19 protein-coding genes are annotated in these 25613 nt (G+C 43.5%); 15 read left to right on the forward strand and 4 right to left on the reverse strand.

Annotation, left to right across the window (positions count from 1 at the left end):
* Window positions 1-5 precede the first annotated feature (5 nt).
* On the reverse strand, window positions 6-2912 hold the full coding sequence (locus ACYX4M_RS08000; protein WP_476082576.1) for a TonB-dependent receptor: 2907 nt from the start codon (window positions 2910-2912) through the stop codon (window positions 6-8).
* A 541-nt stretch (window positions 2913-3453) separates the two neighbouring features.
* Between ACYX4M_RS08000 and ACYX4M_RS08005 the strand changes: the two genes are divergently transcribed.
* From ACYX4M_RS08005 to speA, 5 genes are all read left to right on the forward strand, one after another.
* On the forward strand, window positions 3454-4611 hold the full coding sequence (locus tag ACYX4M_RS08005) for an NAD(P) transhydrogenase subunit alpha (protein WP_476082577.1): 1158 nt from the start codon (window positions 3454-3456) through the stop codon (window positions 4609-4611).
* A gap of 2 nt (window positions 4612-4613) precedes the next feature.
* The gene (locus ACYX4M_RS08010) at window positions 4614-4895 is read left to right on the forward strand and encodes an NAD(P) transhydrogenase subunit alpha part 2 (protein ID WP_476082578.1); all 282 of its coding nucleotides are present in this window, start codon (window positions 4614-4616) and stop codon (window positions 4893-4895) included.
* Window positions 4896-4906: 11 nt separating this feature from the next.
* Complete coding sequence (locus ACYX4M_RS08015) at window positions 4907-6295, forward strand: NAD(P)(+) transhydrogenase (Re/Si-specific) subunit beta (protein ID WP_474829170.1); 1389 nt, start codon at window positions 4907-4909, stop codon at window positions 6293-6295.
* A gap of 67 nt (window positions 6296-6362) precedes the next feature.
* Window positions 6363-6848, forward strand: coding sequence for an arginine decarboxylase (locus ACYX4M_RS08020; protein WP_476082579.1), 486 nt, complete (start codon window positions 6363-6365; stop codon window positions 6846-6848).
* Between the two features lie 160 nt (window positions 6849-7008).
* Window positions 7009-8919, forward strand: a complete 1911-nt coding sequence (gene speA / locus ACYX4M_RS08025; protein ID WP_476082580.1) for a biosynthetic arginine decarboxylase — start codon at window positions 7009-7011, stop codon at window positions 8917-8919.
* Window positions 8920-8982: 63 nt separating this feature from the next.
* Here speA and ACYX4M_RS08030 read toward each other — a convergent pair whose 3' ends face one another.
* A complete protein-coding gene (locus ACYX4M_RS08030) occupies window positions 8983-10134 on the reverse strand; it encodes a serine hydrolase domain-containing protein (protein WP_476082581.1) in 1152 nt (383 codons plus the stop codon).
* 222 nt (window positions 10135-10356) lie between these two features.
* Between ACYX4M_RS08030 and ACYX4M_RS08035 the strand changes: the two genes are divergently transcribed.
* Genes ACYX4M_RS08035 through ACYX4M_RS08045 form a run of 3 tightly spaced genes read left to right on the forward strand, consistent with a single transcriptional unit; the run spans window position 10357 to window position 13244 of the window.
* A complete protein-coding gene (locus ACYX4M_RS08035; RefSeq protein WP_476082582.1) occupies window positions 10357-11811 on the forward strand; it encodes a DNA-3-methyladenine glycosylase 2 family protein in 1455 nt (484 codons plus the stop codon).
* A 2-nt stretch (window positions 11812-11813) separates the two neighbouring features.
* A complete protein-coding gene (locus ACYX4M_RS08040; protein ID WP_476082859.1) occupies window positions 11814-12326 on the forward strand; it encodes a methylated-DNA--[protein]-cysteine S-methyltransferase in 513 nt (170 codons plus the stop codon).
* Window positions 12327-12359: 33 nt separating this feature from the next.
* Entirely contained in the window at window positions 12360-13244 is an 885-nt protein-coding gene (locus ACYX4M_RS08045; RefSeq protein WP_476082583.1) for a DMT family transporter, read from the forward strand.
* A 17-nt stretch (window positions 13245-13261) separates the two neighbouring features.
* Here ACYX4M_RS08045 and ACYX4M_RS08050 read toward each other — a convergent pair whose 3' ends face one another.
* Window positions 13262-14683, reverse strand: a complete 1422-nt coding sequence (locus tag ACYX4M_RS08050) for a sensor domain-containing diguanylate cyclase (protein ID WP_476082584.1) — start codon at window positions 14681-14683, stop codon at window positions 13262-13264.
* 232 nt (window positions 14684-14915) lie between these two features.
* On the opposite strand from ACYX4M_RS08050, the gene glmU reads away from it, so the two are divergent.
* The 5 genes from glmU to ACYX4M_RS08075 all read left to right on the forward strand — a co-directional run bounded on the left by glmU (window position 14916) and on the right by ACYX4M_RS08075 (window position 21021).
* Window positions 14916-16274, forward strand: coding sequence for a bifunctional UDP-N-acetylglucosamine diphosphorylase/glucosamine-1-phosphate N-acetyltransferase GlmU (gene glmU, locus ACYX4M_RS08055; RefSeq protein ID WP_476082585.1), 1359 nt, complete (start codon window positions 14916-14918; stop codon window positions 16272-16274).
* A gap of 301 nt (window positions 16275-16575) precedes the next feature.
* The gene (locus ACYX4M_RS08060; RefSeq protein WP_476082586.1) at window positions 16576-17616 is read left to right on the forward strand and encodes a Gfo/Idh/MocA family oxidoreductase; all 1041 of its coding nucleotides are present in this window, start codon (window positions 16576-16578) and stop codon (window positions 17614-17616) included.
* A gap of 202 nt (window positions 17617-17818) precedes the next feature.
* Window positions 17819-18628 carry a DeoR/GlpR family DNA-binding transcription regulator gene (locus tag ACYX4M_RS08065; RefSeq protein ID WP_476082860.1) on the forward strand — a complete coding sequence of 270 codons (810 nt, stop codon included), beginning with the start codon at window positions 17819-17821 and terminating at the stop codon, window positions 18626-18628.
* A 2-nt stretch (window positions 18629-18630) separates the two neighbouring features.
* Window positions 18631-20463 (forward strand): glutamine--fructose-6-phosphate transaminase (isomerizing), encoded by a 1833-nt coding sequence (gene glmS / locus ACYX4M_RS08070; RefSeq protein ID WP_476082587.1) that lies wholly within the window; start codon window positions 18631-18633, stop codon window positions 20461-20463.
* 174 nt (window positions 20464-20637) lie between these two features.
* Complete coding sequence (locus tag ACYX4M_RS08075) at window positions 20638-21021, forward strand: PDDEXK family nuclease (protein ID WP_476082588.1); 384 nt, start codon at window positions 20638-20640, stop codon at window positions 21019-21021.
* Here ACYX4M_RS08075 and ACYX4M_RS08080 read toward each other — a convergent pair.
* Window positions 20983-21318, reverse strand: a complete 336-nt coding sequence (locus ACYX4M_RS08080) for a TniQ family protein (protein WP_476082589.1) — start codon at window positions 21316-21318, stop codon at window positions 20983-20985. The two genes, ACYX4M_RS08075 and ACYX4M_RS08080, sit on opposite strands and share 39 nt — an antisense overlap.
* Before the next feature lie 17 nt (window positions 21319-21335).
* Here ACYX4M_RS08080 and ACYX4M_RS08085 point away from each other — a divergent pair, with 17 nt between their 5' ends.
* Together ACYX4M_RS08085 and ACYX4M_RS08090 are read left to right on the forward strand one after the other, a co-directional pair.
* Window positions 21336-21602, forward strand: coding sequence for a helix-turn-helix domain-containing protein (locus ACYX4M_RS08085; protein ID WP_476082590.1), 267 nt, complete (start codon window positions 21336-21338; stop codon window positions 21600-21602).
* 72 nt (window positions 21603-21674) lie between these two features.
* A complete protein-coding gene (locus tag ACYX4M_RS08090; RefSeq protein WP_476082591.1) occupies window positions 21675-25451 on the forward strand; it encodes a YobI family P-loop NTPase in 3777 nt (1258 codons plus the stop codon).
* The last annotated feature ends 162 nt before the right edge of the window (window positions 25452-25613 follow it).

Consider the following 25613-nt stretch of genomic DNA (forward strand, 5'->3'; position numbering starts at 1 on the left):
CGAAACTAAAAGTTTCCGCGCACACCGAGAGCCCAACGTCTGCCGCTGTCTTCAACCAACAGCAAGTGATTAGAGAAGCGACCGCGTTTATGTACAAACTCTTCTGTAAGGTTAATACCTTCAAAGAAGATTTCTACATTGTCTGTCACGCTGTAGCTACCGCTAATGTCAAGCTGTTGATAAGACTCAACAATGGTTGGGCCGTCACCCTGCCCTTGTGTTAACGACTGAACAAACTCATCACGCCAGTTATAGGCAAGACGAATTTGATAGTCGTCAGTTTCATAAAATGCCACCAAGTTGTAAGAATCACTTAACCCGGTTAGTGCAAATACCTGATTAATATCGAATGGATCGAGCTCGGCGTCACTGTCAACGATAGTTCCGTTGGCAAGCACCCCAAAGCCGTTATCGAAGGTGTGCTGAAGCGCAAGCTCGAAGCCGTCTACCGTTGCGTCTTCACCGTTATTTGGCAGAGTATTGGTAAACACAGCAACGTCGTCACCCGCATCTGGCGCGCTGGCGTTAGCGCCTGTAGAGGGGTCTGTTAGCAGGCTGCCATCAGCAAGTTCGAAAGTTTTGTCTTCTTGGCTATTAACAATAAAGTTCGATACCAGCTTTCTGAAGTAACCAATTGATGCATAACTTGCTTCGTCGTAATAGTACTCAAGCGACAAGTCCAAGTTGTCCGATTTGAATGGCTCTAGTGCAGGGTTACCACTGGTAGACGTTAAATCACCACCTTGGCGGGTGGTTGTAATTACTGTCACCGGCGACATGCTGTTAAGCGTAGGGCGAGTAATAGTTGAACTCGCAGCAAATCGCGCAATTAAGTCGTCGGTAATTTCCAAACGTACGCTGAAGTTTGGCAATAGCACGTCGTAATCAGACTCAGTGGCAATACTTTGCGCATCGCCAAAACCAGCCAGCATTTCGGTTTGATCCAGAATCGTTAATCCCGTTATAGGCGCTTGCGTTCCGTTAACCGTCACGTCCGTCATTTCATAACGCACACCTGCGGTTGCGCTTAAGAACATGTCTGCAACTTCGCCTTCAAAGTCGAATTCCATATAGGTAGAGATAATATCTTCTTCAACTTCAAAGCTGTTGTTACGGCGCACCGCATCAAAACTAATCGAATCACCGTTTACGCTTTGATAGTAAGACTCTAAAAACGCAAAGTTGGCTTCGCCATCGTGAGTTAGCCAAGAGGTGGGCATGCGACCGCTACCACTTACGTCAGAAAGAAAATCGCTACCTGCGTCAAAAACGTATTGGCTTCCTGCTGGGATTTCAGGTAAGTCAGGGTAACCACAGTATGTACAGTGAATGCCAACACCTTCATTGTCCCAACGGGTAAGTGATTTGGTTTCGGTGCTGTACTGTGCGCCAAAGCGAATTTCAGTTAAGCCGCTGCCATCTGTTACGTATTCGCCGTCAAAGCGCAGCTGGCTCACTTCATCTTCTACCGCCCAGCCTCGACGCAGCATTACGTGAGCTCGGCTGTTAGCTTCATCAAGATGATTGCTTACACCATCAGGTGTCAGTGCAGGGTTGTATATAGGGAATCCGTCAGGACCCGTAACAATCGCGCCATCGAGTTCTTGTTGTCCGCTATAAATATTGTCATTAGGCGAAGCGAACATGCTGGCAACTGGTAAAATGTTGTCATCTACTTGGAATCGTACGCGGTTGGCATAACCAATAAGTGAAAGCTGATCGCCGCCACCATTATTGGCTTCGCGTTCGGCTTCTGAATGACTTAAATCAAACGATAAATTCAGATTATCAGAGTACTGGTAATCAAAGTTAAGGCCTAAGGCATAGGTATCGGTTAAACGGTCGAACGTTTTGGCGTGCATGTCCGTCGCCAAACCTACCTCTTGGTATAAATCGACAATAGTACCGTTTGCATCAACCGTTGGGCTGCGGCGATTGCCGTTTTCATCAAATAGGCTGCCGTCATCACCTACACCCTGAATGTTAGGTGCAGTAAACCAATGGCCGTAAGACGTTGCTTCAGACTCTACGTCAAAATCTGAATACAATGCGTCAGCAGTTACAACTAGCTTGTCGTTAGGTGCATATTGGAATACAAGGTTAGCGTTTGTACGGGTACGCTCTTCAAAGGTCACTTTGTGATCGTAGTTTCGCGGTGAAAATACATTGCCTGTCCAAGCGTCGCCTGATTGGGTAACAGGGTTTGGCACGCCAACGTTTTCTAGCCAACCGTCCATCTGAGCCTGGTTAAGGCGAGTCTCACGCTCTTGATGTGAAACGGCAAGTAATACACCGAAGGTGTCGTCATTGAACGTGTTGCTAATAAGGCCAGAAAATTGCGGCGTAGTTTCTTCGCTATTTTCGTCGTACACGCCTTTTACCGAGCCCGCCATTTTAAAACCGTTTAATGCAAACGGGCGCGCGGTATTAATATTAATGGTAGAGCCTACACCACCAGACTGCATTGTGGCCGTTGACGTTTTATGCACGTCAAGGCTGCTTACTAACTCAGAAGCAATCGTGTCGAAACTGAACGCACGCGAATCGTTTTCAGACGCCATCTGACGGCCATTTACCAACACGGTGTTAAACTGTGGTCCAAAACCACGTACGGTAATTAGCTGGCCTTCACCGCCTGAACGGTCGATAGATACGCCGGTAATACGCTGTAGTGATTCAGCTAAGTTGGTATCGGGAAAATCACCGATGTCTTCTGCGCTAATGGCGTCGACTACGCCAGCAGAGCTGCGTTTAACATCCATCGATTTAGCAACCGATGAGCGGATACCACTTACCTCAATCACTTCTACGTCTTTATTGGGTTGCGCGTCTTGGGCAAATGCACTATTTGCAGAAATAGCCGACGCTAAAACTGCTGCCACTGAGCATGCAAGCTTGGTTTTCCTATACATGATGGTGTGTGTCCTAATCGTTAATTTTAATGCGCCTTATGGTGTGCACCCCACTTGGCTTTTTCTCACAGCATTTCGCTGTTAATTCATCAAGACGACACGGTTTGTAAAATCCCCCAAATTTATTTAACAATTTTTTAAATTAATTTAATCACCTTATCTAAAAGGCGTGATTTCTTCGACATCGATTAGTGTAATCCACCTTTACGTATGTTTAAAAAATGCACAATTATTAGTGTATTCACAGAATAAATGCTACTTCATCTACTTTATTTATCGCCTGTATGCCATTTCTATATAAATATTAGTTATGACTTCGAAGTAAATGATACTAGTGATGTATGTCCATATAGCGTAGCTTTGCCGCAGTTTCGCTTGAAAAATAAGCGAAATAAGCGGTGCTATTCGAAGCAAAATAAATACAAAAATTGCCTGTTCTGTTTTTGATTTCTCTAGAGAATGCTAGGCATAAGTGAATAAAATGGCTTAGTACTGATTAAAGAGTGTCATTCTCGGATAGCCGGAATGTGAGGAGAAGCGTGTGAAAATCATAATATTAAATGAGTCAAAAGCGCCAGATCCGCTAAATAATGTGGAGAAGCGATGTGCGGCTACACCTAGTAGTGCACAGCGTCTGGTGAAAAAAGGAGCGACCTTACTGCTAGAAGCGGGGGCGGGCGTACACTCAGGGTATTCAGATAAAGAATACAAAGATGTAGGCGTGACTGTTATCGATGATGTGAATGATGCATTATCAACAGCTGATATGCTGGTGGCGGTGAACAAACCCACCGATGCACAGCTAGCGTTGATGAAAAAAGGGGCCATTGTGGTAGGCCATCTCGACCCTTTCTTTCAGCAATCGCTTGTTGAATCTATTGCAGAAAAGGGGCTAACCGCTATTTCTGTAGAGATGATCCCTCGTTCTTCTCGTGCACAGAAAATGGACGCATTGAGCTCGCAAGCGAGTCTTGCAGGTTATGTCATGGTAATGCAGGCAGCCAACCAGTTGCCATCAATATTACCTATGATGATGACACCGTCAGGAACAATAAAACCAGCAAAGGTATTTATTATTGGCGCTGGCGTAGCGGGTCTTCAGGCGATCGCAACTGCGAAGCGCCTAGGCGCTAACGTACTTGCTTACGACACCCGTGCGGTAGTGGCTGAGCAAGTAGAGTCTCTAGGCGGTAAATTCCTTAAGATTGACATTGGGGAAACAGGCCAAACGAAGGACGGTTACGCCAAAGAACTCACCGAAGAGCAAAAAGCAAAGCAGCAAGAAGCCCAGCGTGATGCGATTGCCGACTCTGACATTGTTATTACAACAGCGCAGTTATTTGGTCGCAAACCACCAGTGCTTATATCAAAAGATACATTAGCTCTCATGAAGCCAGGCAGTGTCGTGGTCGATATGGCCGCAACATCAGGTGGTAATGTTGAAGGTTCGGTTGCTGGCGAAACGGTTGAGGTTAACGGTGTAAAGGTAATTGGTAACGGTAACTGGAGCCAGTATGTGGCTAAAGCCGCCACCGACATGTACGCCAATAACATCTACAACCTTGTGGATGAGTTCTTTGACGACGAAACCAAAACCTTTGGGCTGAATTTAGAAGACGACATTCTGGCCGGCTGTGTTATTACCCACGACGGTAACATTACCAACGACATGCTTAACAACGCATACAAAGGAGCCTAATCATGGAAATCATTTACCTACTTTTCATCGTGCTACTGGCTGCGTTTTTGGGTTTTGAGTTAATTCGAAAAGTCCCAGCAACCTTACATACACCCTTAATGTCAGGCTCTAACGCGATATCGGGTATTACGTTAGTGGGAGCATTGGTAGCCTCGGGTAGCGACAACAACTTGCTAACGACCACTCTTGGTACCGCAGCGGTGGCGCTGGCCAGCATCAACGTGGTGGGTGGTTATCTCGTTACTGATCGCATGCTTGGCATGTTCAAGAAAAAAGATAAATAAGGAGTACGCAAGTGAGTGATATCGTAACCGTAATAAACCTTGCGTACGTAGTAGCTGCGGCACTATTTATACTAGGACTTAAGTTACTTAGCCATCCAGATACCGCGAAAAAAGGTAACTTTATTTCTGCCATTGGTATGCTGGTTGCTGTCGTCGTCACCCTGCTTGACCAGCAGATTATTAGCTATCATTACATCCTGCTAGGTTTTGTTATTGGTGGCGCCTTTGGTGCGTGGAAAGCCAAGACCGTTGAAATGACGGCAATGCCAGAAATGGTGTCGTTATTTAATGGCTTTGGTGGGGCAGCGTCATTGCTTCTGGGTTGGGCAACATTAGCCGGAATGAGCCTAATTACTCTTAAAACTGAAAGTGCGTTTACTTTTATTACCCTGTTTTTCACAATTTTAGTTGGGGGCATTACGTTCTCTGGCTCGGTGGTAGCCTGGGGTAAGTTGTCAGGAAAAATGAGCTCTAAAGCCGTTATTTTCACAGGGCTTCGCGAGCTAAGCATCTTGCATCTAATTGGCATGGTGGTGATTGGTTATTTCTTTACTACCGACCCAAGCAACCCACTTTGGATTTACTGTGCTATTGCGTTGTCACTAAGCTTCGGCTTGTGGGCTACCATTTCAATTGGTGGTGCAGATATGCCGGTGGTTATTGCGCTTTTAAATAGTTACTCAGGTGTAGCAGCGTCGGCGGCAGGTTTGGCTACTGGCAACACAATATTGATTGTTACCGGCTTATTAGTAGGCGCGTCAGGCTTAATTCTTACCAATATTATGTGTAAAGCAATGAACCGTTCACTGATGAATGTGCTGTTATCTGGCTTTGCCAAGCCAGTAGAAGCCGGTGAAAAAATAGAGGGTGAAATTAAAGTACTGGCGGCGCAAGATGCATTTTATGTATTAGAAGCAGCGCAAGCAGTACTAGTGGTGCCTGGCTATGGTATGGCGGTTGCGCAAGCGCAGCATGCGGTACGTGAACTTCAGTCATTGCTAGAGGAAAATGGCTGTACGGTTGACTACGCCATTCACGCTGTAGCGGGGCGTATGCCGGGCCATATGAACGTGTTATTGGCAGAAGCTGACGTGCCTTATGACCAACTATACGAGATGGATGACGTTAACCCTCGTATGGAAAACTATGACGTGGTTATTGTTATCGGTGCAAACGATGTAGTTAACCCAGCAGCCAAAGAGATGAAAGGCAGCCCTATTTACGGCATGCCAGTTATCGAAGCACATCGTGCGAAAACGGTCTTTGTACTTAAGCGTTCTGCGAATGCCGGTTTTGCCGGTGTAGACAACCCGCTGTTTTTCAAAGACAACACGCGCATGGTTCTGGGTGACGCTAAAGACACCATTAACAGCATTATTCGCGAGTTCGGAGACGACTAAACGATACAAGGCATAATTTGCACACAGAGGCCAACATTGTTGGCCTCTTTTATTTAAGTTGTAGTTAATGTCCATCTTCCATACTATGGATTGGACAAACGTCAGTGCACTTGACGCCAGTTTGAGACGAATTATGACGCGCGCTACTTGTTACAAAATAGAGCAGTTTAAAAATTGTATTTTGGTCACCCTTCGAGGCAATTGGACGATGGCGACCAATATTGAGTACCTCGCCGTAATGGCAGAAGAAATCAATAAACGCAAGGGGCGCCCTTTTCATCTCATTGTTGATATGCGCTCATGGCAAATTCCTACTGCGAAGACGTTCACGCAAATGAAAGCGGCCATAAAAATAGACAGAAGTAATCAGGTTAGTGAGCTTTGGCTAGAGGATGAAGAGACAAAAGCCAATCATATTGCAGAAAAATTTTTTGCTGAAACCAAATTTACGCTCAGCCGTACAAAAAGCATCACAGATTTCATAGAGCAATGTGCACAGAAAGCCGATGACAGTGTAGTGCAATACATCAAAATATGGCTTTCTCATAATTGAACTAAACTTTAGTTCGATAAACAAAATTAGTCGCCACAATAGATATTTTACATCGCAACAAGGCTCGCGTTCAGCCTTGCGTTGTCTATAATACGCGGCTTATTTTCGCACTTACTTTGCTAGGTTATAAATCTAGCCCACTTACACATAGGTGAATAAATTGTCAGATTGGAGCATCGAAGAAGCAGAGCGCGTCTATGGCGTGTCTCAATGGGGTGGTGGCTATTTTCAAATTGGTGAAAATGGCAATGTTCATATTACTCCTGTTCCTGAAGATCCTAGCATTCGAATCGACTTTAACTCGGTAATAGAAGATATCCGCAAAGAGGGCGTACAGTTTCCCGTTGTAGTGCGATTTCACGACATTTTGCGTTCGCAAGTTGCCGGTTTGAACAAAGCATTTAGAAGCTCCATCGAAGAAGCCGAATACCAAGGCCAGTACCAAGGTGTGTATCCGGTAAAAGTTAACCAAATGCGTGAAGTGGTTGAAGAAATTGTTGATGCAGGTAAGCCCTACAATTATGGGCTAGAGGCAGGCTCTAAAGCTGAGCTACTTACTGTATTGGCAATGAATACCAACGAAGACTCGTTGACCATCCTTAACGGCTATAAAGACGATGAAGTCATGCGCCTTGCACTGTTAGGCAGAAAGCTTGGTCGCAAAGTTGTTGTGGTAGTGGAAAAATATACCGAGCTACTTTTACTCGTGAAAATTTCAAAAGAGCTTAACATCGACCCTATTATCGGTGTGCGCTCTAAAATGACCGTAAAAGGGCGAGGTAAGTGGGAAAGCTCTGGTGGTGAGCGTGCGAAATTCGGCTTAACTATTACTGAAATTATCAACGCAGCCCGCTATCTTGAAGAGCAGGGCATGGCCCATTGTTTAAAGCTGCTTCACTTTCATATTGGTAGTCAGCTGACCGATATTCGCGCGGTTAAAGAAGCGGTAACCGAAGGTGCACGTATTTATGCAGACCTTCATAAAATGGGCTTTGCGCTGGACTATGTAGATGTTGGTGGCGGTCTTGGTATTGACTATGACGGCAGTAACTCAACCAATGAATCATCACGTAATTACAGCATGCAAGAATACGTTGCCGATGTTGTCTATGGCATGAAGGAAATGTGTGACCTTGAAGGTGTACCACATCCGCACTTGGTAAGTGAAAGTGGGCGTGCAATTACTGCGCACCACAGCTGTGTTATCACTGAAATTGTGGGCGAGATTAAGTCGAATGCATCGCATATGGATACGTCTGCAAAAGAAGGCGAGCACTTCTTTTTGAAAAACATGCGTGAACTTGCCGATACGTTTGATGAACAAACAAATATGCATGAGATTTACAACGATGCTTCTCAGTATAAAGAGCAAGCGCTTGATGCGTTTAAGCTTCGCGTGTTGTCACTTGAAGAGCTGGGCAAAATAGAAACCCTTTATTGGGATATCATGGGTCGCTTACAGAAGTGGTACCGCAACGAAGAGTACGTACCTGAAGAGCTACAAGAGCTAGATTACAGTTTGTCGTCTCAGTATCTGTGTAACTTCTCTGTGTTCCAGTCAGCAGCTGATACATGGGCTATCGACCAGCTTCTGCCAGTAGTACCACTTATTCGAATGAATGAAGAGCCCACGGTTAATTGCTCACTGGTGGATATTACTTGTGACAGTGACGGTAAGATTGACCAGTTCACTATTGGTCGTGAGATCACTGATGTGCTGCCTATGCATCCACTCAAGAAGGACGAGCCGTACTACATTGGTTTGTTCTTAACGGGCGCGTATCAAGACGTAATGGGCGACATGCATAATCTGTTTGGCCGCTTAAATGAAGTGCATATTTACAGCTATGATGATGATCCGGAAGATTTCTACATTGAAGAAGTGGTGAAAGGCTCGTCGGTAGAAGATGTGCTTAACGTTATGCAATATAACCCGCGTGCAATGGCATCAGATGTGAAGCGCATGATAGACAAACACGTGTGGGACGGTAACTTAAATCCTCGTGAAGGGGTTCGTTGGACTGATTTCTACGAGAAGTGTTTAGCGGGTTACACTTACCTTAAGCAATAGTAAATAATCCAGAGTCTACGATTTCTTTATACTTAAGTTCGCAGGTTCATATAGCCGGTGCCGCTACTTATTAGCTGCATCGGCTTTTTTTAAATAGCGCTTCCAAAGTTCCGCTGTTGTAGAGTTAATCATATTTGACTCTGCATTCATCAACATCACGTAGCCCACTTTTTTCTCGGGCATAAAGGCTACGTCGGCGCGATAGCCTTTTACCCAGCCGCCATGATAGTTAAGCTGCACGCCATTTAAGTCATAAATACGCCAACCTAAACCATAATGCGCATCGTCTATCATACCGCGCCAACCCCTGCGATAGGTTTCACGCTTGGTTCTGACTCGTTTTGTTGTGACATAGTCCACCATTTCATCAGAAATCACCGTTGGGAATTCGCCAAGCAACGCCTGTAAATAAATGGTCATATCTGAAATGCTGGCATTAACTCCTGCCGCGGGAGAAAAGCGGTAGTAGTTACTTTCAACTTTGCCTTCACGCCATTTATTTCTAGCAATGGCGATATGAGGTTGTGCCCATGACTGGGATGCGAGTAAACCGCCTTTACCAACGCTGGCTGTCTTCATACCTAATGGTGAAAAAAGGTTTGCCTGAAGTTGGCGCGAGTAGGAAGTATTATTGTTGCTAAAGTAGTACTCCAATGCTCCGAAAAGTGCATTTTGATAGGTGTAACATTCGCCAGGTGTACACAAGGGTTCAAGCTCACCGAGAGATTTTAATACGCGTTCTAACGAATAATCGGCTTCAATTAGATTGTCGTAGGCGTTAGGCATAAAGCCACTGGACTGCCCTACAATATGTTGTAGCTGAAGCGCGCCCATACCTTTTCCTGTAAAAGGTATGTCGGGCAATAAAGTGGAGATAGGGGTCTCCCAGCTAAGCTGGTTTTTCTCAACAAGCTTAGCAGATAGAAGGGCTGTGAAGGTTTTTGAAACAGAGGCTAGCCTGAATACGGTATCTTCAGTAACGCTCTTTCCGCTTTTTTTACGGGTCTTTCCGTAAACGTAAACCCGCGGCGCTTTTCCCTGTTCGTAAAACACAAATGCATAACCAGGAACATTGTATTTTGACGCTTCTTTTTTCACGTGATTTGCGTAGTCATCTAACCAATCAGCAGAAGCACTCTGAGCTATGAGCATTAGTGTCGCAAATAGCCAAAGTGTAGCTAGGCTAAGTAGTGAAAAGCGCGAAGAGTTCAGCATATAGTCAGCTCATTGTGCCTGTGCCTTCAAGGTTACTTCACAGGACGTTCATTATTATTATTTTGTTATTATGCGTTTAGCCGCATCAATGATCAAATGTCGCTAATTATACTCACTCATTTTAACCCTGGTTTTATAGAGTACCGATTTTGTCGCACTTACACAGTAAAGACGCGATACACTATGCTCTGGTAACGAGTTAAGGGCGAGCGCTGCATACTTATGTTAGATAACAATGTTGTGCAAGAAGAAGAGGCGTCAGAAAGGGAAAGTTTAGCTGAGTCCGTATTTTCCAAGGCGAGACTTAGCAGAGATCCGCGTTTCGACGGGCGATTTTTCGTTGCAGTAAAAACGACGGGCATATTTTGTAGGCCGATTTGCCCAGCGCGCTTGCCAAAAGAAGAGAATGTTACTTATTTCGAACATGCTACTCAGGCTATGGGCCAAGGTTATCGACCGTGTTTTCGGTGTCGACCCGACAGCGCACCTCGTTCTGCAGCTTGGAAAGGCGTGGGCGCAACAGTAAGTCGAGCGCTATCGCTATTATCTGCCATTCCTGTAGAGAGTGTGGCTGATATCGCCTGCCGTTTAGGTATAAGTGAACGCTACTTAAATAAGCTGATAGTCAATGCGGTAGGTATATCGCCTAAACAATTTCAGAATATGCAGCGTACTTTGTTTGCAAAACAGCTTATTCAACAAACCCACTTGTCTATGACAGATATATCAGTAACCGCTGGCTATCAGTCGCTTAGGCAATTACAGCGAGCTGTAGAACAATATTGCGGAAGCTCGCCGACACAGCTTAGAAAAAAGCAGGGCGCTGAACAAAAGTCGATATCCCTGTTTCTTGCTTATCGTCCTCCGTATAACTGGCCCTATGTACGTGATTTTTTAGCAGCGCGCGCCATTGAGGGTATGGAGCTAGTTACAGAAAACAGTTATCAGCGCTATTTTTCAAGTCAGTCCAATGTTGGTGTCTTCAAAGCAGAACATGATCACACGCGCAACGGCTTCAATGTTCACATTGATATGCCAGATTTACGCGCTCTTCATACCGTAATAGAAAACATAAAACTGGTTCTAGACCTTCATGCCGACCCACTATTAATTGAACAAAGCTTAATGCAGGCCGGGTTATCGCAAAAGCAGCTAACGACAGGTCTACGCCTTCCTAGCGCGTGGAGCGTATTTGAAAGCGGCTGCCGTGCTATTGTCGGGCAGCAAGTCAGTGTAAAAGCGGCTATTGGACAGATTACACTACTTGTACATCAACTTGGTGAAAGGCGTCCGAGTGCAACTACGCCTAACGACTCTGGACTAGAGGCGAGGGAACACTATAGCTTTCCCACCCCAGAAGTAGTCGCAGACAACAGCTTGAAGTTTTTGCGTATGCCACAGGCGCGAAAAAACGCGTTACGCAGCTTTGCACAATTGTTTGTTGGCGATAGCATGCCAGCCCATGAAGATATTCTTGCAATTAAGGGCGTGGGCCCTTGGACACTGGATTATTTAAAAATGCGTGGCGAGAGAAATCCAGATATCTATCTTGGGGGCGATTTAATTGTTCGTAAAGTGGCAGAGCAGTATCCGATTGAGCCTGATAAGGCCGCACCATGGCGCAGTTATTTAACCCTTCAGCTTTGGCAATTTGGCAATCAGCAAAAAGAGGCTTAATCATGGTATACACAGGTTTCGTTAATAGCGAGCAAGGCCCAGTCAAAATAGAATCAACTGATGAAGGCATAACAGCCATTGCGTTTTTAAACGCAGATGAAGCTGAGCAATACAATTCCCTTGGTGATGAGGCTTACGCTCGTACGTATTCTTGCGCTAACGCAGTTACTGATGAAGGTTGTCGTCAGCTTAAGGCGTACTTCGATGGGCGGCTTCAGGAATTCGATTTACCGCTTACTCCTAAGGGAACCGTGTTCCAGAACCAAGTGTGGCAGGCATTACAGCAAGTAAAGTATGGTGAAACGGCCAGCTATTTAGATATCGCCAAAGCAATAGGTAACCCAAAAGCCGTTAGGGCAGTGGGTATGGCAAATGGTCGTAACCCTATTGCTATTGTAGTACCTTGCCATCGTATAATTGGCAGTAATAAAACCTTAACGGGCTACGCGGGTGGTTTACCACGTAAGCAGTATTTACTGAATTTGGAGGGAGCCCAAGGGGTGCTGTGGTCCTAAAATAATGGGTTATAAGAGAATGGTGATAGAAAAATGGCAATAAGAGACATTCTCTCGCTTCTGGTGTTAGCGGGTATTTGGGGCGGTTCGTTTATTTTTATGCGTGTAGCGGCACCAGAATTTGGCATTTATGTGTTGGTGGCAATACGTACATTGCTAGCAACTGCAGTGCTATTTCCTTTACTGTTATTGCGTGGCTCGGTTAAAGATATTAAGCATCACTGGCTTGCCATAGCGCTAGTAGGGTTGGCGAACACCGCCGTTCCATTTGTACTTTTTAATTACAGCAGTCTGCACTTAGAGGCTGGCGTTAACGCTATTCTAAACGCTACCGCACCCATGTTTGGGGCTATTGTTGCTTGGCTTTGGTTGGGCGATAAACTAACAAAGTCAGCTGTCGTTGGGCTCTTTGTTGGCTTTGTAGGCGTTACCGTTATTAGTCAGCAAAAGCTTGGCGAGGGAGATATTAGCTTTCTTCCTATTCTAACTGCGCTTTTAGCTACAACAGGCTACGGAATTGCGGCGTGCATGATGAAAAAATGGCTGCAGGGTGTAAAGCCTTTAGTTGTGGCCACAGGCAGTCAAGCTATGGCCAGCATTATGTTAGCGCCCTTTGCGCTTGCAACTTTGCCAGACACAATGCCAAGCGTTAATGCATGGGTAAATGCCGTAGCGCTGGCCGTCGGTGGTACCGGTATCGCGTATATATTGTATTTCAAACTTATCGCCGATATTGGCCCAGCAAAGGCTATTACCGTAGCTTATCTAGTACCGCTTTTTGGCATTATTTGGGGTGTACTGTTCTTGCAGGAACATTTGTCTGTTCAAACCATAGTGGGAGGCTTAATGATTTTATTCGGTGTTGCGCTAACCACTGGCGTTTTCAAACGAAAACGCCTTAAGGTTAAACCTGCTTAAACTAAAGCCAGCTTTGACTAGTCTATCAGCTGCATTCTTACCAAATTGCTGCCGTCGCGCTTAGCTTGATAAAGCGCGTCTTCAGCATGCGCGGTTACCTCGTGCATAGCCCGGGTTGACGCAGTATATGAAATACCAATAGAAGCGGTAATGACTACCTCCGGTAAATCTTGCAGAGGGGGAAGCGTAGCGATGCCATGGCGAAGGTTTTGTGCTATGTCGAATGCCACATGAGGGCCAGTGTGAGGCAGCAGAATAATAAACTCAGCGCTACTCCATCTACCGACTACATCCTGTTCGCGCATGTTCTCAGCTAAGTAAGATACCACTTTATCTAGAATGTCATCGCCCGCATTGCGTCCATGGGCGTCAACAATTTCTGAAAGTGTATCAACGCTGACTAACATAATGCTAAGCGATTTGTGCTCGGCCAATAGCGTTTTATAAATAAGCTGTAAATTATCCTTTTCAGGCAGACGGTTGCTTTGACGTACCACTAAGTCTGGCTGCATATCTTTTCTGAAATAATACAGAAGATTGTAGATCAGCAAAAACAGTGAGAATACGACAACCAGCAGTGTTACCACGCTAAAGATGAACGCTTGAGAAATTTCTGCTTGGCGGTCTTCTAGCGGACTTAAAAGAAATACTGTCCACCCGAATTGATTCAGCTTAACTTCTGCAATAAGGAAGTCTTTTTGATCAATAGTGACTAACTTATTGTTCAGCGCTTGCTCGCTTTGAATAGTCATGGGAAGACTGGCATACCAGGGTAGTTCCGATAAGTTGGTAAAATCAGAATAAGAGGCAATAAGGCTTGGATCTGAAGACAACATAATGTCACCTTCGCCATCTACAAATAAGAAGTCATAGCCGTACTCTTGTTTGTAGGTATCAAATACTTCAATAAAGCTACGTAAGCTTTTTCCTAAGCCAAAAAAGCCTAGGAAGCGGTCATCTTCATCGTGGATTTTTATATCAATGTAAAAATGCGTGTCTTCCCATTTGCCGATATCGGCAACGGCATCGGCGGGATAGTCACGGTATTTGAAGTACCAGCTCACTTCACCTTCAATAAGGTTAATAATGCTGCCATCGGAATTGTATTGCTTTCTGTCTGCTTCACTGGCGATGAAAAAAGACAATCCAAATTCATTTTCAAGACGATCCAATGTTTTGAAAACGGCTTCTTGATCGATGGTATCGCCATCCATTAAGTCGACCAGTTCGGTAGAATGTCCTAAAGCTTCAGATATATGCAGTGGCTTAAGAAGCTGCTCAACAATAAGTGAAATAGCAGGTGACAATGACTGTTGCTGCGCTCGACTTTGTTCGGCAACGATTTTTGAAATACTGAAATGAACCAGTGTTACAATAGCGATAACCACTACCGCAAATAACACCAGAATACTTCTGTGTAGTGTACGAAATGTGTTCACAGACTGCGCATGCTCCCTTGCCTGACTGAACCTTACTTAGGTTTCGAGTATACCTGTTGCAATGATTAACTACTAGGCGATTTGGATTAACTTAGACTAAATAACGAAGAGCGAAAGCGCAACGCAAAGTCGTCCGGTCAGACCTCGCATCAAAGATATCGCTGACATATCGTTGGCCCTTGGTTACACTATGTTCCGTTTTTTCATTCTCTTTGCGAAATAAAGGAATTATATGGCTTTCTCAGTGGTTGTCTTAGCAGCGGGTAAAGGTACCCGTATGAAGTCGGCGTTGCCAAAGGTATTACACAAAGTGGGTGGCGTGCCTATGGTGCAGCGAATTATCAACACCGTTAAGTCATTGGGTGCTGATAATATTCATTTGGTCTACGGCCATGGCGGTGATCAGCTAAAGGAAACGATAGTTGAAGACAATCTAAATTGGTGTTTACAGGCCGAACAGTTAGGAACAGGTCACGCTGTTCAGCAAGCTGCTCCACATATTAATAACGATGAAGATGTACTTGTTCTTGTTGGCGACGCCCCACTTATCCGTGAAGAAACTTTGAGTGCACTAAAAGCAGCAAAGGAAAGCTGTGATTTAGCCTTATTGACTGTGAATTTAGATGACCCTACAGGTATGGGCCGCATTATTCGCGAAAATGACAATATCACCGCGATAGTTGAGCATAAAGACGCTACAGAAGCACAGCGTGAAATTAAAGAAATTAATACCGGCATGATGATGATGTCTGGCAAAGACCTTAAGCGCTGGTTGGGGGAGTTAAGCAACGACAATGCACAGGGTGAATATTACCTTACCGATGTTATTGCAATGGCTGCCGCTGAAGGCAAGCGCATTAATTCTGCTCAGCCGCAGTCGGCTGTAGAAGTGGAAGGCGTAAATAACCGTTTGCAGCTAGCTAACTTAGAACGTGCGCTTCAATACCGTCAAGCCGAAGAGCTAATGACCAATGGCGTGACCTTGCTAGACCCCGCTCGTTTTGACCTACGTGGCCAGCTTGAAACCGGCAACGATGTAATTATCGACGTTAACGTTATTGTTGAAGGTAAGGTTACGCTTGGCAGTAACGTTACCATTGGCGCTAACTGTATTCTGCGCAACTGTACTATTGCCGATAACGCGGTCATCGAAGCAAATTCTATTGTTGAAGATGCCAATGTTGGTGAAGCGTGTACAGTCGGGCCTTACGCAAGATTACGCCCTGGTGCAGTCATGTTGAAAAATGCCAAGGTGGGTAATTTTGTAGAAATGAAGAAGGCCACGTTAGGTGAAGGTGCCAAAGCGAACCATTTAACCTATCTAGGCGATGCAGAAGTTGGTGCCAAAGCGAATATTGGCGCAGGTACAATTACCTGTAACTATGATGGCGTGAATAAATCAAAAACCGTGATAGGCGAAAACGCTTTTATCGGCTCCAACTCATCACTTGTCGCACCGGTAAACATTGGTGATGGCGCCACTGTGGGTGCAGGCTCTGTAATTACGTCAACAGTAGACGAAAACGCACTAGCCGTTGCTCGTGGAAAACAGCGCAATATTCCAAATTGGCCACGACCGACCAAAAAATAAAGGCGTATCCTTATTGAAGGACGCTAAAGGGTCACTTGATGAATTAGGGCTGGCAAACACAAATAGTGATTAGCTAGCCCAGTTTCTTCTTCAGTCCCATTAAAATATCGCCCAGTTAGAAAGGTGATAAAACCAGAGGGCTAAATTTTACGTCTACTGTGTTGGTATAAACGCAACTCATCCTGCTATCTTATTTGTTTCACATCTTCTAACTAATGAACTATCTGAGGTTTCCTCCATCTATCATAACTGATAGTGTGTGTTTACTTACCTCTTAATTCTCGTTACACAAGGATATGCGATGATATCTACTCTTCTTGTTGGCTTTGGATTTTCAGCCACTACGTTTCATTTACCATTTCTAAATTATCTTCCGCAGTTCTCGGTAGATGTGGTTATTTCTTCAAAACCCGATGTGGTTAAGGCGCTCTTGCCTGAAGCTGAAGTGTACAGCTCGTTAGAAGAAGCGCTAAAAATTCATGACGTAGACCTAGTGGTTATTACTACGCCGAATCACCTTCATGGTCCGCAAGCTAAATTGGCATTAGAGCATAGCTGCCATGTGCTAGTTGAAAAGCCATTTACATTGGATAGCGAAGAAGCACAAGCTCTTGTGGAGCTTGCAAACGCCCAGAAAAAACAGCTCTGTGTATACCAGAACAGGCGCTTTGATGGCGACTTCCTTACAATTAAAAAGCTTATCGACGACGGTGCTCTTGGTGAGATTAAACGCTTGGAAAGCCGTTTTGATCGTTTCCGCCCAGTTCCTCGCGATAGGTGGCGTGAAAACGAAGGCCCAGGCAGCGGTATTTTCTGGGACTTAGGGCCGCATTTAATAGACCAAGCATTGCAGCTTTTTGGCAACCCAAAAGCAGTGTCTGCAAATATAATGGCGTTACGTGAAAACGGGCAATCAGATGACACTTTTGATATTACGCTTCACTATGGCGATAAGGTTATAAAATTGGGTAGCTCAGCTTTTCAGGCGGGAGCAACCCTGCGCTACGACCTACAAGGCACAAAAGGTAGCTTTCGAAAGTTTCATCTGGACCCACAAGAAAACCAGTTACGTGCCGGGCTGTCTTTTGACGATGCAAGCTGGGCGTTAACCAATGATAAAGAGCATGGTGTGCTAACGGTCGCAAGCGAAAGTGGCGAGTTGCTGGAAGAAACTATCGAAACGCGCAAAGGGGAATACCTGACGTTTTTCAATCGTCTTGCTCACGCTATTGAAGACGGTAAGTTTTCGCCAGCTGATGCAAGCACAGTTGTACCTGTTATCAAGGTCATTGAATTAGCTATACAAGCAAGTGAGCAAAAGCAAACGCTGTCGTTTATTTAAACAAACTATCTTGATCAAAGTTTCAATTTAACTTACGATGCTTTCAATTTGTAATTAATGACTTTCGTTTTGAAAGTTATGAAGTGCGAGAAGCGTATTTTTTACGAAATATTTATGAAGCTAACGAGCTGGTGTGTTTATACCGCGAACTCCCAACGCGTACTCAAGCGCTAAAGTAATTCGTAAAGCCATCGAGGTTATATTGAAAAGTAGTCAATCAGTTGAGCTGCGCCGCCAGCAGATAGTGGCGTGGGTGAAAGAACGCGGTCAGTCACAAGTTGAAGATTTGGCCGTGCGTTTTGCTACCTCTGAAGTCACGATAAGAAAAGATCTTGCTGCCCTTTCTCAGCAAGGTTTGCTGATTCGCCAGTTTGGCGGCGCAATGCCTGTGCCATCAGTAGCCTTAGATACTCACTCTTCTCAATCCATCACTAATGAAGCTTACTCAAGCCAGAACGGTAGCCCAATAACTAAAGCCATAGGTCAGTGTGCGGCAGGTTTAGTTAAACCGGGCAATAAAATAGTCATAGATTGCGGTTCAACCACTGCGTCAGTTTTACCTTACCTATCGGATATTGATGACTTAGTGGTAATGACCAATACACTATCTACTGCCAATTACCTTACCCAAAGTGCTAAAGAGCCTACGGTGTTAATGGTGGGGGGGACATGGGATGCCCAGTCTCAGTCGTTCCAAGGTGCAATGGCTGAACAGTTAGTTAGCGCCTATAGTTTTGACATTGCACTTATTGGTGCAGCGGGCATTGATGTAAACAGAGGCACTACCACCTTTAACGAGCTTATTGGTGTGACCCGTGCCATGGCCGAGGCTGCGACAAAGGTGGCGGTATTAGCCAGCTCAAAAAAATTAACGCATAAAATGCCTAACCTAGAGCTGAGCTGGAAAAACATTTCTGTTTTGATTACTGATGAAGACATTAGTGATGAAGACAAACTCAATATTGAAAATCAGGGCGTGACCGTGCTTATTGCAGCGCCGAGTGGAGAATAATTATGTGTGGAATTGTTGGCGCTGTTGCTGAGCGTAATGTGGTAGAAATTCTTCTTGAAGGATTAAAAAGACTAGAATATCGCGGCTATGATTCAGCTGGTGTAGCGCTATTGCAAAGCGACGGCACGTTCACTCGCATTCGTCGCACAGGAAAAGTACAAGAGCTGGCTGACGCGGTAGCAGAAGGCGAAGCGTTAGGCTCTACAGGAATAGCACACACCCGTTGGGCAACCCACGGTGGCGTAACTGAAGCGAACGCTCACCCGCACTTTTCAACCGAGCGCGTAGCTGTTGTTCACAACGGCATTATTGAAAACTACGTAAATCTAAAAGCCCAACTAAAAGAAAAAGGCTACACCTTTACCAGCGACACTGACACTGAAACCATTGCTCATACTGTGCATGAAGAGCTAAAGTCGGGTAAAGCTCTGCTTCACGCAGTACAAAGTGCGGTTAAAACTTTTCACGGCGCTTATGGCACCGTCATCATGGATAAAGAAGACCCAAGCCGCGTAGTGGTTGCACGCTCGGGCAGCCCGCTAGTTATAGGTTTAGGGCTTGGCGAAAACTTTATTGCATCAGATCAAATGGCACTTCTGCCAGTGACACGCCGCTTTATCTTTTTAGAAGAAGGCGATGTGGCAGAGATTACTCGTCGCGACGTTAAAATCTTCGATAAAGACGGCAATGCCGTTGAACGCGAAGTGATTGAGTCGAATATCGATCACGATGCTGGTGACAAAGCGGGTTACCGCCACTACATGCTCAAGGAAATTCACGAGCAGCCAACTGTTGTACGTAATGCGCTTAAAGATCGTATTGATGAAAATGGTCTTACCGCAGACATATTTGGCCCTGGTGCAGACAAAATATTTAAAAAGGTTAAACACGTTCAAATTATTGCCTGTGGTACTAGCTACCACGCGGGAATGACGGCGCGCTACTGGCTAGAGCAGTACGCCAATGTGTCGTGCAACGTAGAAATTGCATCAGAGTTTCGTTACCGCAAGTCAGTGGTTCACCCAAACAGCCTACTTATTACCATCTCTCAATCGGGCGAGACAGCCGATACGTTAGCTGCCCTTCGCTTAGCAAAAGAGCTGGGCTATATGTCTAGTTTGACTATCTGCAATGTTCAGGGTTCGTCATTAGTACGCGAGTCAGACCTTGCATTTATGACCCGGGCTGGCGCGGAAATTGGCGTAGCATCTACCAAAGCTTTCACTACCCAGCTTGCTGCGTTCCTTATGCTAACTCTTGCATTGGGCAAAGATAACGGCATGACCGAGGCCGACAGCAAGGCCATAGTATCTGCGCTTCATAGCCTACCAGCAAAGCTTGAAGAGACCTTAGCTATCACTGGCGGCATTGAAGATTTAGCTGAAGAATTTGCAGATAAGAACCACAGTTTGTTCCTAGGTCGTGGCGATCAATACCCAATTGCTATGGAAGGTGCGCTTAAACTTAAAGAAATTTCTTATATTCATGCGGAAGCGTATGCGTCTGGTGAATTGAAACACGGCCCGCTTGCGCTAATTGATGATGAAATGCCGGTAATTGTGGTTGCACCGAATAACGAACTGCTTGAAAAGCTTAAGTCGAACGTTGAAGAAGTGCGCGCCCGTGGCGGTATTATGTATGTATTTGCAGATAAAGACGCGGCGTTTGCAGGGGATGAAACCATGCGCGTTATCGACGTGCCGCACTGCGACGAGCCAATTGCACCTATCATCTATACCTTACCGCTACAGCTATTGAGCTACTATGTAGCGTTAATCAAAGGTACAGACGTTGACCAGCCGCGTAACTTGGCAAAAAGTGTGACGGTGGAATAGCTCCACGCTGTTAAAGCAGCTTTAGTGTCAGAGCCTATTAAAATTGGTTTTAGCATCATTATATTTGGTTCATGTAATATTATATTTGGTTTGACTAAAATAAATCGACGTAAGTTTGGTTTATAAAAAATCTTGGTTTATGCTCATCAAATAGGAGATTGGTGAGCATAAACAATGAAAAAGCTTGAATGGCTGACAAAAGAAGAAATTAAAAAGCGCTTTGAAAGCCGCAGAGGTGTGGGCCGCGGCCTCACATATCAACCGTGGATCCGTATTCAAGAAATCTCTAGCGATGGTACAAGCTATCGAGCGCTCTCCCATACCTCGGGTAGAGTTGTACATCTACTTTCAAAACTTGAATTTCTAGCATTCTCACTTTGCGACTGGAACGAATCTATAACAGATATTCGCGAACAGTATCCCTTCGACTTAGAAACATCGCTTACCGTGGCAGAAGAGGCTGGTATTAAACACCCGAAAAAAGGTAACAAGTTTCATATTTTTACTACGGACCTACTCTTAAGCTACGACTCTCTTGATATTCGGTGGGCTGAATGAGGTATAGAGAGGGTATAAGGTGTGGTCGCGTATTATTTCTTTGGCTGTTGAGGCGATAGTAGGTCTTATATTATCAACAGCTAATGAAATACAGTTTGGCATTTCAGGTGATGCGAGCGTTGTATATCTATTGAATACTTCATGGAGAAGGTGCCTGTCAGAAATGTATCCACAACGGACTTTATAGCGAGCTAACACGCTATAAAAAAGCTCATTCGGATATGGAGACGGGAAAAACGGTAATGTGACCATTTGGGCTCTAGTCCCTAATTTCGGGACGTTTGTTTTTGTCATCATAATAGGGACAAATAGTTTTGTCACTTTTTTCGGGACAAATTATCAAATCAACTAATCATCAGGATTATCAAAAGCTGATTGCTTGGCTTAAAAAGGCGCGTCTTGACCGTGGCCTAACAGTAAGGCAGCTTGGCGAGTTGCTAGACGAACCGTTTCAGTTCGTAAGTAAGGTAGAGAAAGGACAAAGAAATTTGTCTGTGCATGAGTATGTGCAGTATTGTGAGGCTTTGGGGGAAAATTCCCAGACTGGATTAGACTTATTGTGTGGCAATAAGCAGCGATAAGTTAATGAGTTTTATGGACACTCCGTCAAGGTAAAGAATTTGAAGTACGGCTAATAATCATGGAGTTGATACATGTTCAAGGAAAAGGCCAAGCGTGCCCGTATTTTTTTAAAAAAGCGCTACATATTTGTTAGCCGTAAATTAAAGACAAAGTGGCAGATATTCAAAGCTTTCAAGCAGCTTACGTTTACTCCCAATCGAGACTTCCCCGATCTTGCCCCCAATGAAAATGCAGAACTAGTCCAAGACTATATCGAGAGATTGGACAACCTTATTTTTTCGCGATCTGAAAAAGTAAAAGAAATTGCAGTTACTGCGCCATTTTCGGGAGGGAAAAGTTCATTTTTACGCACTTACATGAAGCAACGCCCATCACTTCTTATTGAGGTAATCTCTCTTGCAGCTTTTAAAGACGAGAATCAAAATACTATAGCGAGTGAAGCTAACGACCAAGAAACGGAATCAAATGGGAGTGAGATAAATACTACAAGCCGTGAAAATAAAATCGAGAAGAGCATATTGCAGCAATTGCTTTATAGAACAAGTTCTAATAAGACTACATACTCCAGATTTAGAAGAATCTTCCCTAGACCCGCTAGAGGCGTGAGGAGCACTCTTTTTTCATGTTGGCTACTAACCGTAGTCGCCTTTCTGTATGTTCTTTTAGGAGGACAGATAAATTTAAATGATGTTATTCAGACACTTCTGAAATATGACGCTTTTTCTTGGAAGCGGTATCTGTCTTTTGAGTTCACCTGCATCGTTTCCACAATATCATTACCAATTTTGGTTCTTAAAGATGTAATTCAGTTTTCACGTTCTTACTCATTAACAAAACTAAATCCTCTTAAAGGGGAGTTTGCATTTTCAGAAAAGTCTAATGATTCGGTTTTCAATAAGTATCTAGAGGAAATTATTTATTATTTCGCGGTACAGGAAACAGATATCGTAGTTTTCGAGGATCTAGATCGCTTTGGCTCAACAGACATATTCGTAAGCCTTAAAGAGCTAAATAAATTGATAAACGATAGCGCTGACGTTAAGCAGTCAGTCAGATTCATTTACGCTCTTAAAGATGATGTTTTTAAGGGAAAAACGAGAACAAAATTCTTTGATTCAATAATTCCTATAGTCCCATATGCGAGTAGTTCTAATTCTTATCCACAATTGGAAAAGCTGTTAAAAAAATGCAGATATAACGAAGATCTTCGAGATGATTATATCCGTGATATCTCAGTGTTTTTAGACGATATGCGGATGATCAATAATATCGTTGCAGAGTATGGTATTTATAAAGATGTATTAACTCGTTCATCTGATAAAAGAGACTTAGAAAAAATCTTCGCGTTCGTCGTATATAAAAACAACTATAGCGATGATTTTGCGCTTCTCAATGAAGGTTCTGGAAAGCTTGCGGATTTTTTTAACCTCGTTGCAAGTTACAAAGATACTGCTAGAAAGAATAAGCAAGATGAAATTAAAGAGCTAGAAGAGCAAGTGTTACAGATTGAGAACGAAAAGTTGGAGGATGAAAAAGAGCTCATATCACTATGCTTTAGAGAAGTTTTTAAACAATGCTATGTGCAACAAAATAGACAAATAAAGCAGTTTATTAACAACACGGATATATCAGAGCTATTCGAATATGAAGAGTTCATGAAGTACTACGAAAGCTCTACCCCGTATCATTTTCCCCAGTCAAATTTGTACAGAAATAATCAAAACATGACTTTTAAGACTTATGTGTCAAAAGTTATGCCTAAATTCGATGAGAGATTAGGATTGGTTTTAGATAAAGCTTCCAATAGGAAAAAGAGTATTGAAGCTAAAATTATCGAGCTAAAACACGAAGCCTCTAAAATATCTCAAGACAGTATATCTGAACTCTGCCTTAGTCATGGTGGAAAAGAAATATTCGATGTGTTTGGAGTAGAAGGCAGCAGTGATAGAAAAAAATATGACCTATTAATACACATGATAGAGAGAGGTTACATTGATCAACATTATCATTTGTATATATTCCATCACAGAGATGGGGTACTCAACTCAAAGGATATGGCTTACTTGAGAGTGATTAAACGCGACGAAAAGGTGTTACCTGATTATTTGCCTTCTGATATCGCTGAATTTACAAAGTATCTCGATAGTCACGATTACGCGAAAAAAGCGTTTTTTAATGTAGCAATGATTAATCAATTACTGCCAACTGCTACAGGTGAAAATATGGTTCGAGCTCACTTCAGATCAGCTTATGAGGATGAGTCGGAATTACTTTCGCTTTTTATAAATTCGCGTGACGGGTTCGAGACTCCTGAGCAAGTAGCATGGATAATATTTACCGAACTACATGAATTTTTAAAGACGGTATTTGCTTTTGACTCTATTGATAAATATATATCTATATTTGTTAATGATTTAGTAGTTCACTCATGTAAATCAGGTCAGACATTCACAAAAGAAAGTGCGGCGTTGTCGAGATACATATCGGCGAATCAGTCTTTCATAGAGTACGTTTCGCAATATTCGCAACCACATGTCTACCTACAGAAACTCAATGAAATAGGTGTTCACTTTGCAAACTTAGATAAAAGCATGCATCTGACAAAAGAGATGAAGCTGATCCTTGACGATGAATTGTTCGAACTCAATTATCCCAACTTTCGTGCATTGTTGACAGTTTGTTTTGGTATTGAGCTCGATAATGATGGTGCTATAGCGCTTGATGAGTTGTTTAACATAAAAGATGACACAGTGAAACGCATTATTAAGAATGAAGACGAGTTTCTTGCTAACTGTGTCGTTAATAGGCAACTTGTAATCAATACAGAGAAAGTGTTGTCAAGATTGCTAAACAGCGACGAAATAGACTTGGAGATGAAAAAGTTACTAATTAAAACAATTGCTGTGGACATATCAGATCTGGAAAACATCAAGTATTCAGGCGGTTTAGAAACAGATTACTTCGAAGATATCGTCCAGAGCCTCATGGCAGAGCAAAAACTAGCGCTTAACTGCAAGAATCAAATTGACCTTCTAGGCACGAAAATTGAAGTTGGTGAAAGTTATCTGGCAGGCTATTTTGAGAAAGCAATCGATAGCAATAGTCTTTGTAAAGACCTTGACCTCAGTAACATCCAACGTTTAGTAAGTATTCTTTTTAACAATGAAGCTGCAAGCTACGCGGAAAAAGTTATTGATCTTTTTAAACTTGAATTTGATGAGTTCCTTATTCGTCTTGCTCCTGTTGAGTCATTATCTAAGTACATAAAAGCCGATCGTGTTGATATGTGTGTTTCAAATTATCGGTTGCTTTACTCGCATGATGATCACTTAGCTTATATGTTACTAAGTAAACATTATGAAACAGCAGATTTTAGCTCTGAAGGAATTAATTTTATTGAGGATGACTTCTACGAAGTAATGGGTGGAGACTTTTCAGCAGATTTCAAAAAATTCTTATTAGAAAACCATGGCCATCTTCTATCTGAAAAAGAAGACAATGAAGAAATAGCAGAGTGGGTCTTAAAGTTTACTAAAGATGGTGACCAAAAGATAAAAATTGGCTATGAGATTTTAAATTTGCTAATTCAATCAATTAGCTCAAAAGAAGTAGAAGTGAGAATTGAACTGTTGCTCCAGCAACTTGAAGATTTAGATTCGGAAGAGGTAATAGCGTTATTACCGTATATTAACGAAGATATCTACAGCGCTATTGTCGATAACAAAAGGCCGGTAGTGAATCAAACCCCAGTGATGAAAAGAATGCTAGACCTTTTGCAGGAACATAATCTTATTTCATCTTATACGAAAACTTTCGGGGGATTTAGAGTTATTCCCAAGAAAAAGTAATCATTCAAAATTAACTAAAACGAGTGGGTAAAGTGTAGCAGCTCATATCTGCTCCTATAGTTTTGTTGAATTGTTTTAGACCTTATCTGCCAGGCAGCTATGAGCTATACATATTAATTAGCTTGTTCGCTGTAATGAAGATGAGCATTCTTCTTTGACAAA

This window comes from Alteromonas sp. ABV4_150 (assembly GCF_056311745.1).

Excerpts from the sequence above, each read along its gene's own strand:
- ACYX4M_RS08000 (WP_476082576.1), bottom strand. The coding sequence starts at position 2,912 with ATGTATAGGAAAACCAAGCTTGCATGCTCAGTGGCAGCAGTTTTAGCG.
- ACYX4M_RS08010 (WP_476082578.1), top strand. The coding sequence starts at position 4,614 with ATGGAAATCATTTACCTACTTTTCATCGTGCTACTGGCTGCGTTTTTG.
- ACYX4M_RS08020 (WP_476082579.1), top strand. The coding sequence starts at position 6,363 with ATGTCCATCTTCCATACTATGGATTGGACAAACGTCAGTGCACTTGAC.
- ACYX4M_RS08030 (WP_476082581.1), bottom strand. The coding sequence starts at position 10,134 with ATGCTGAACTCTTCGCGCTTTTCACTACTTAGCCTAGCTACACTTTGG.
- ACYX4M_RS08035 (WP_476082582.1), top strand. The coding sequence starts at position 10,357 with ATGTTAGATAACAATGTTGTGCAAGAAGAAGAGGCGTCAGAAAGGGAA.
- ACYX4M_RS08040 (WP_476082859.1), top strand. The coding sequence starts at position 11,814 with ATGGTATACACAGGTTTCGTTAATAGCGAGCAAGGCCCAGTCAAAATA.
- ACYX4M_RS08045 (WP_476082583.1), top strand. The coding sequence starts at position 12,360 with ATGGCAATAAGAGACATTCTCTCGCTTCTGGTGTTAGCGGGTATTTGG.
- glmU (WP_476082585.1), top strand. The coding sequence starts at position 14,916 with ATGGCTTTCTCAGTGGTTGTCTTAGCAGCGGGTAAAGGTACCCGTATG.
- ACYX4M_RS08060 (WP_476082586.1), top strand. The coding sequence starts at position 16,576 with ATGATATCTACTCTTCTTGTTGGCTTTGGATTTTCAGCCACTACGTTT.
- glmS (WP_476082587.1), top strand. The coding sequence starts at position 18,631 with ATGTGTGGAATTGTTGGCGCTGTTGCTGAGCGTAATGTGGTAGAAATT.
- ACYX4M_RS08075 (WP_476082588.1), top strand. The coding sequence starts at position 20,638 with ATGAAAAAGCTTGAATGGCTGACAAAAGAAGAAATTAAAAAGCGCTTT.
- ACYX4M_RS08080 (WP_476082589.1), bottom strand. The coding sequence starts at position 21,318 with ATGATGACAAAAACAAACGTCCCGAAATTAGGGACTAGAGCCCAAATG.
- ACYX4M_RS08090 (WP_476082591.1), top strand. The coding sequence starts at position 21,675 with ATGTTCAAGGAAAAGGCCAAGCGTGCCCGTATTTTTTTAAAAAAGCGC.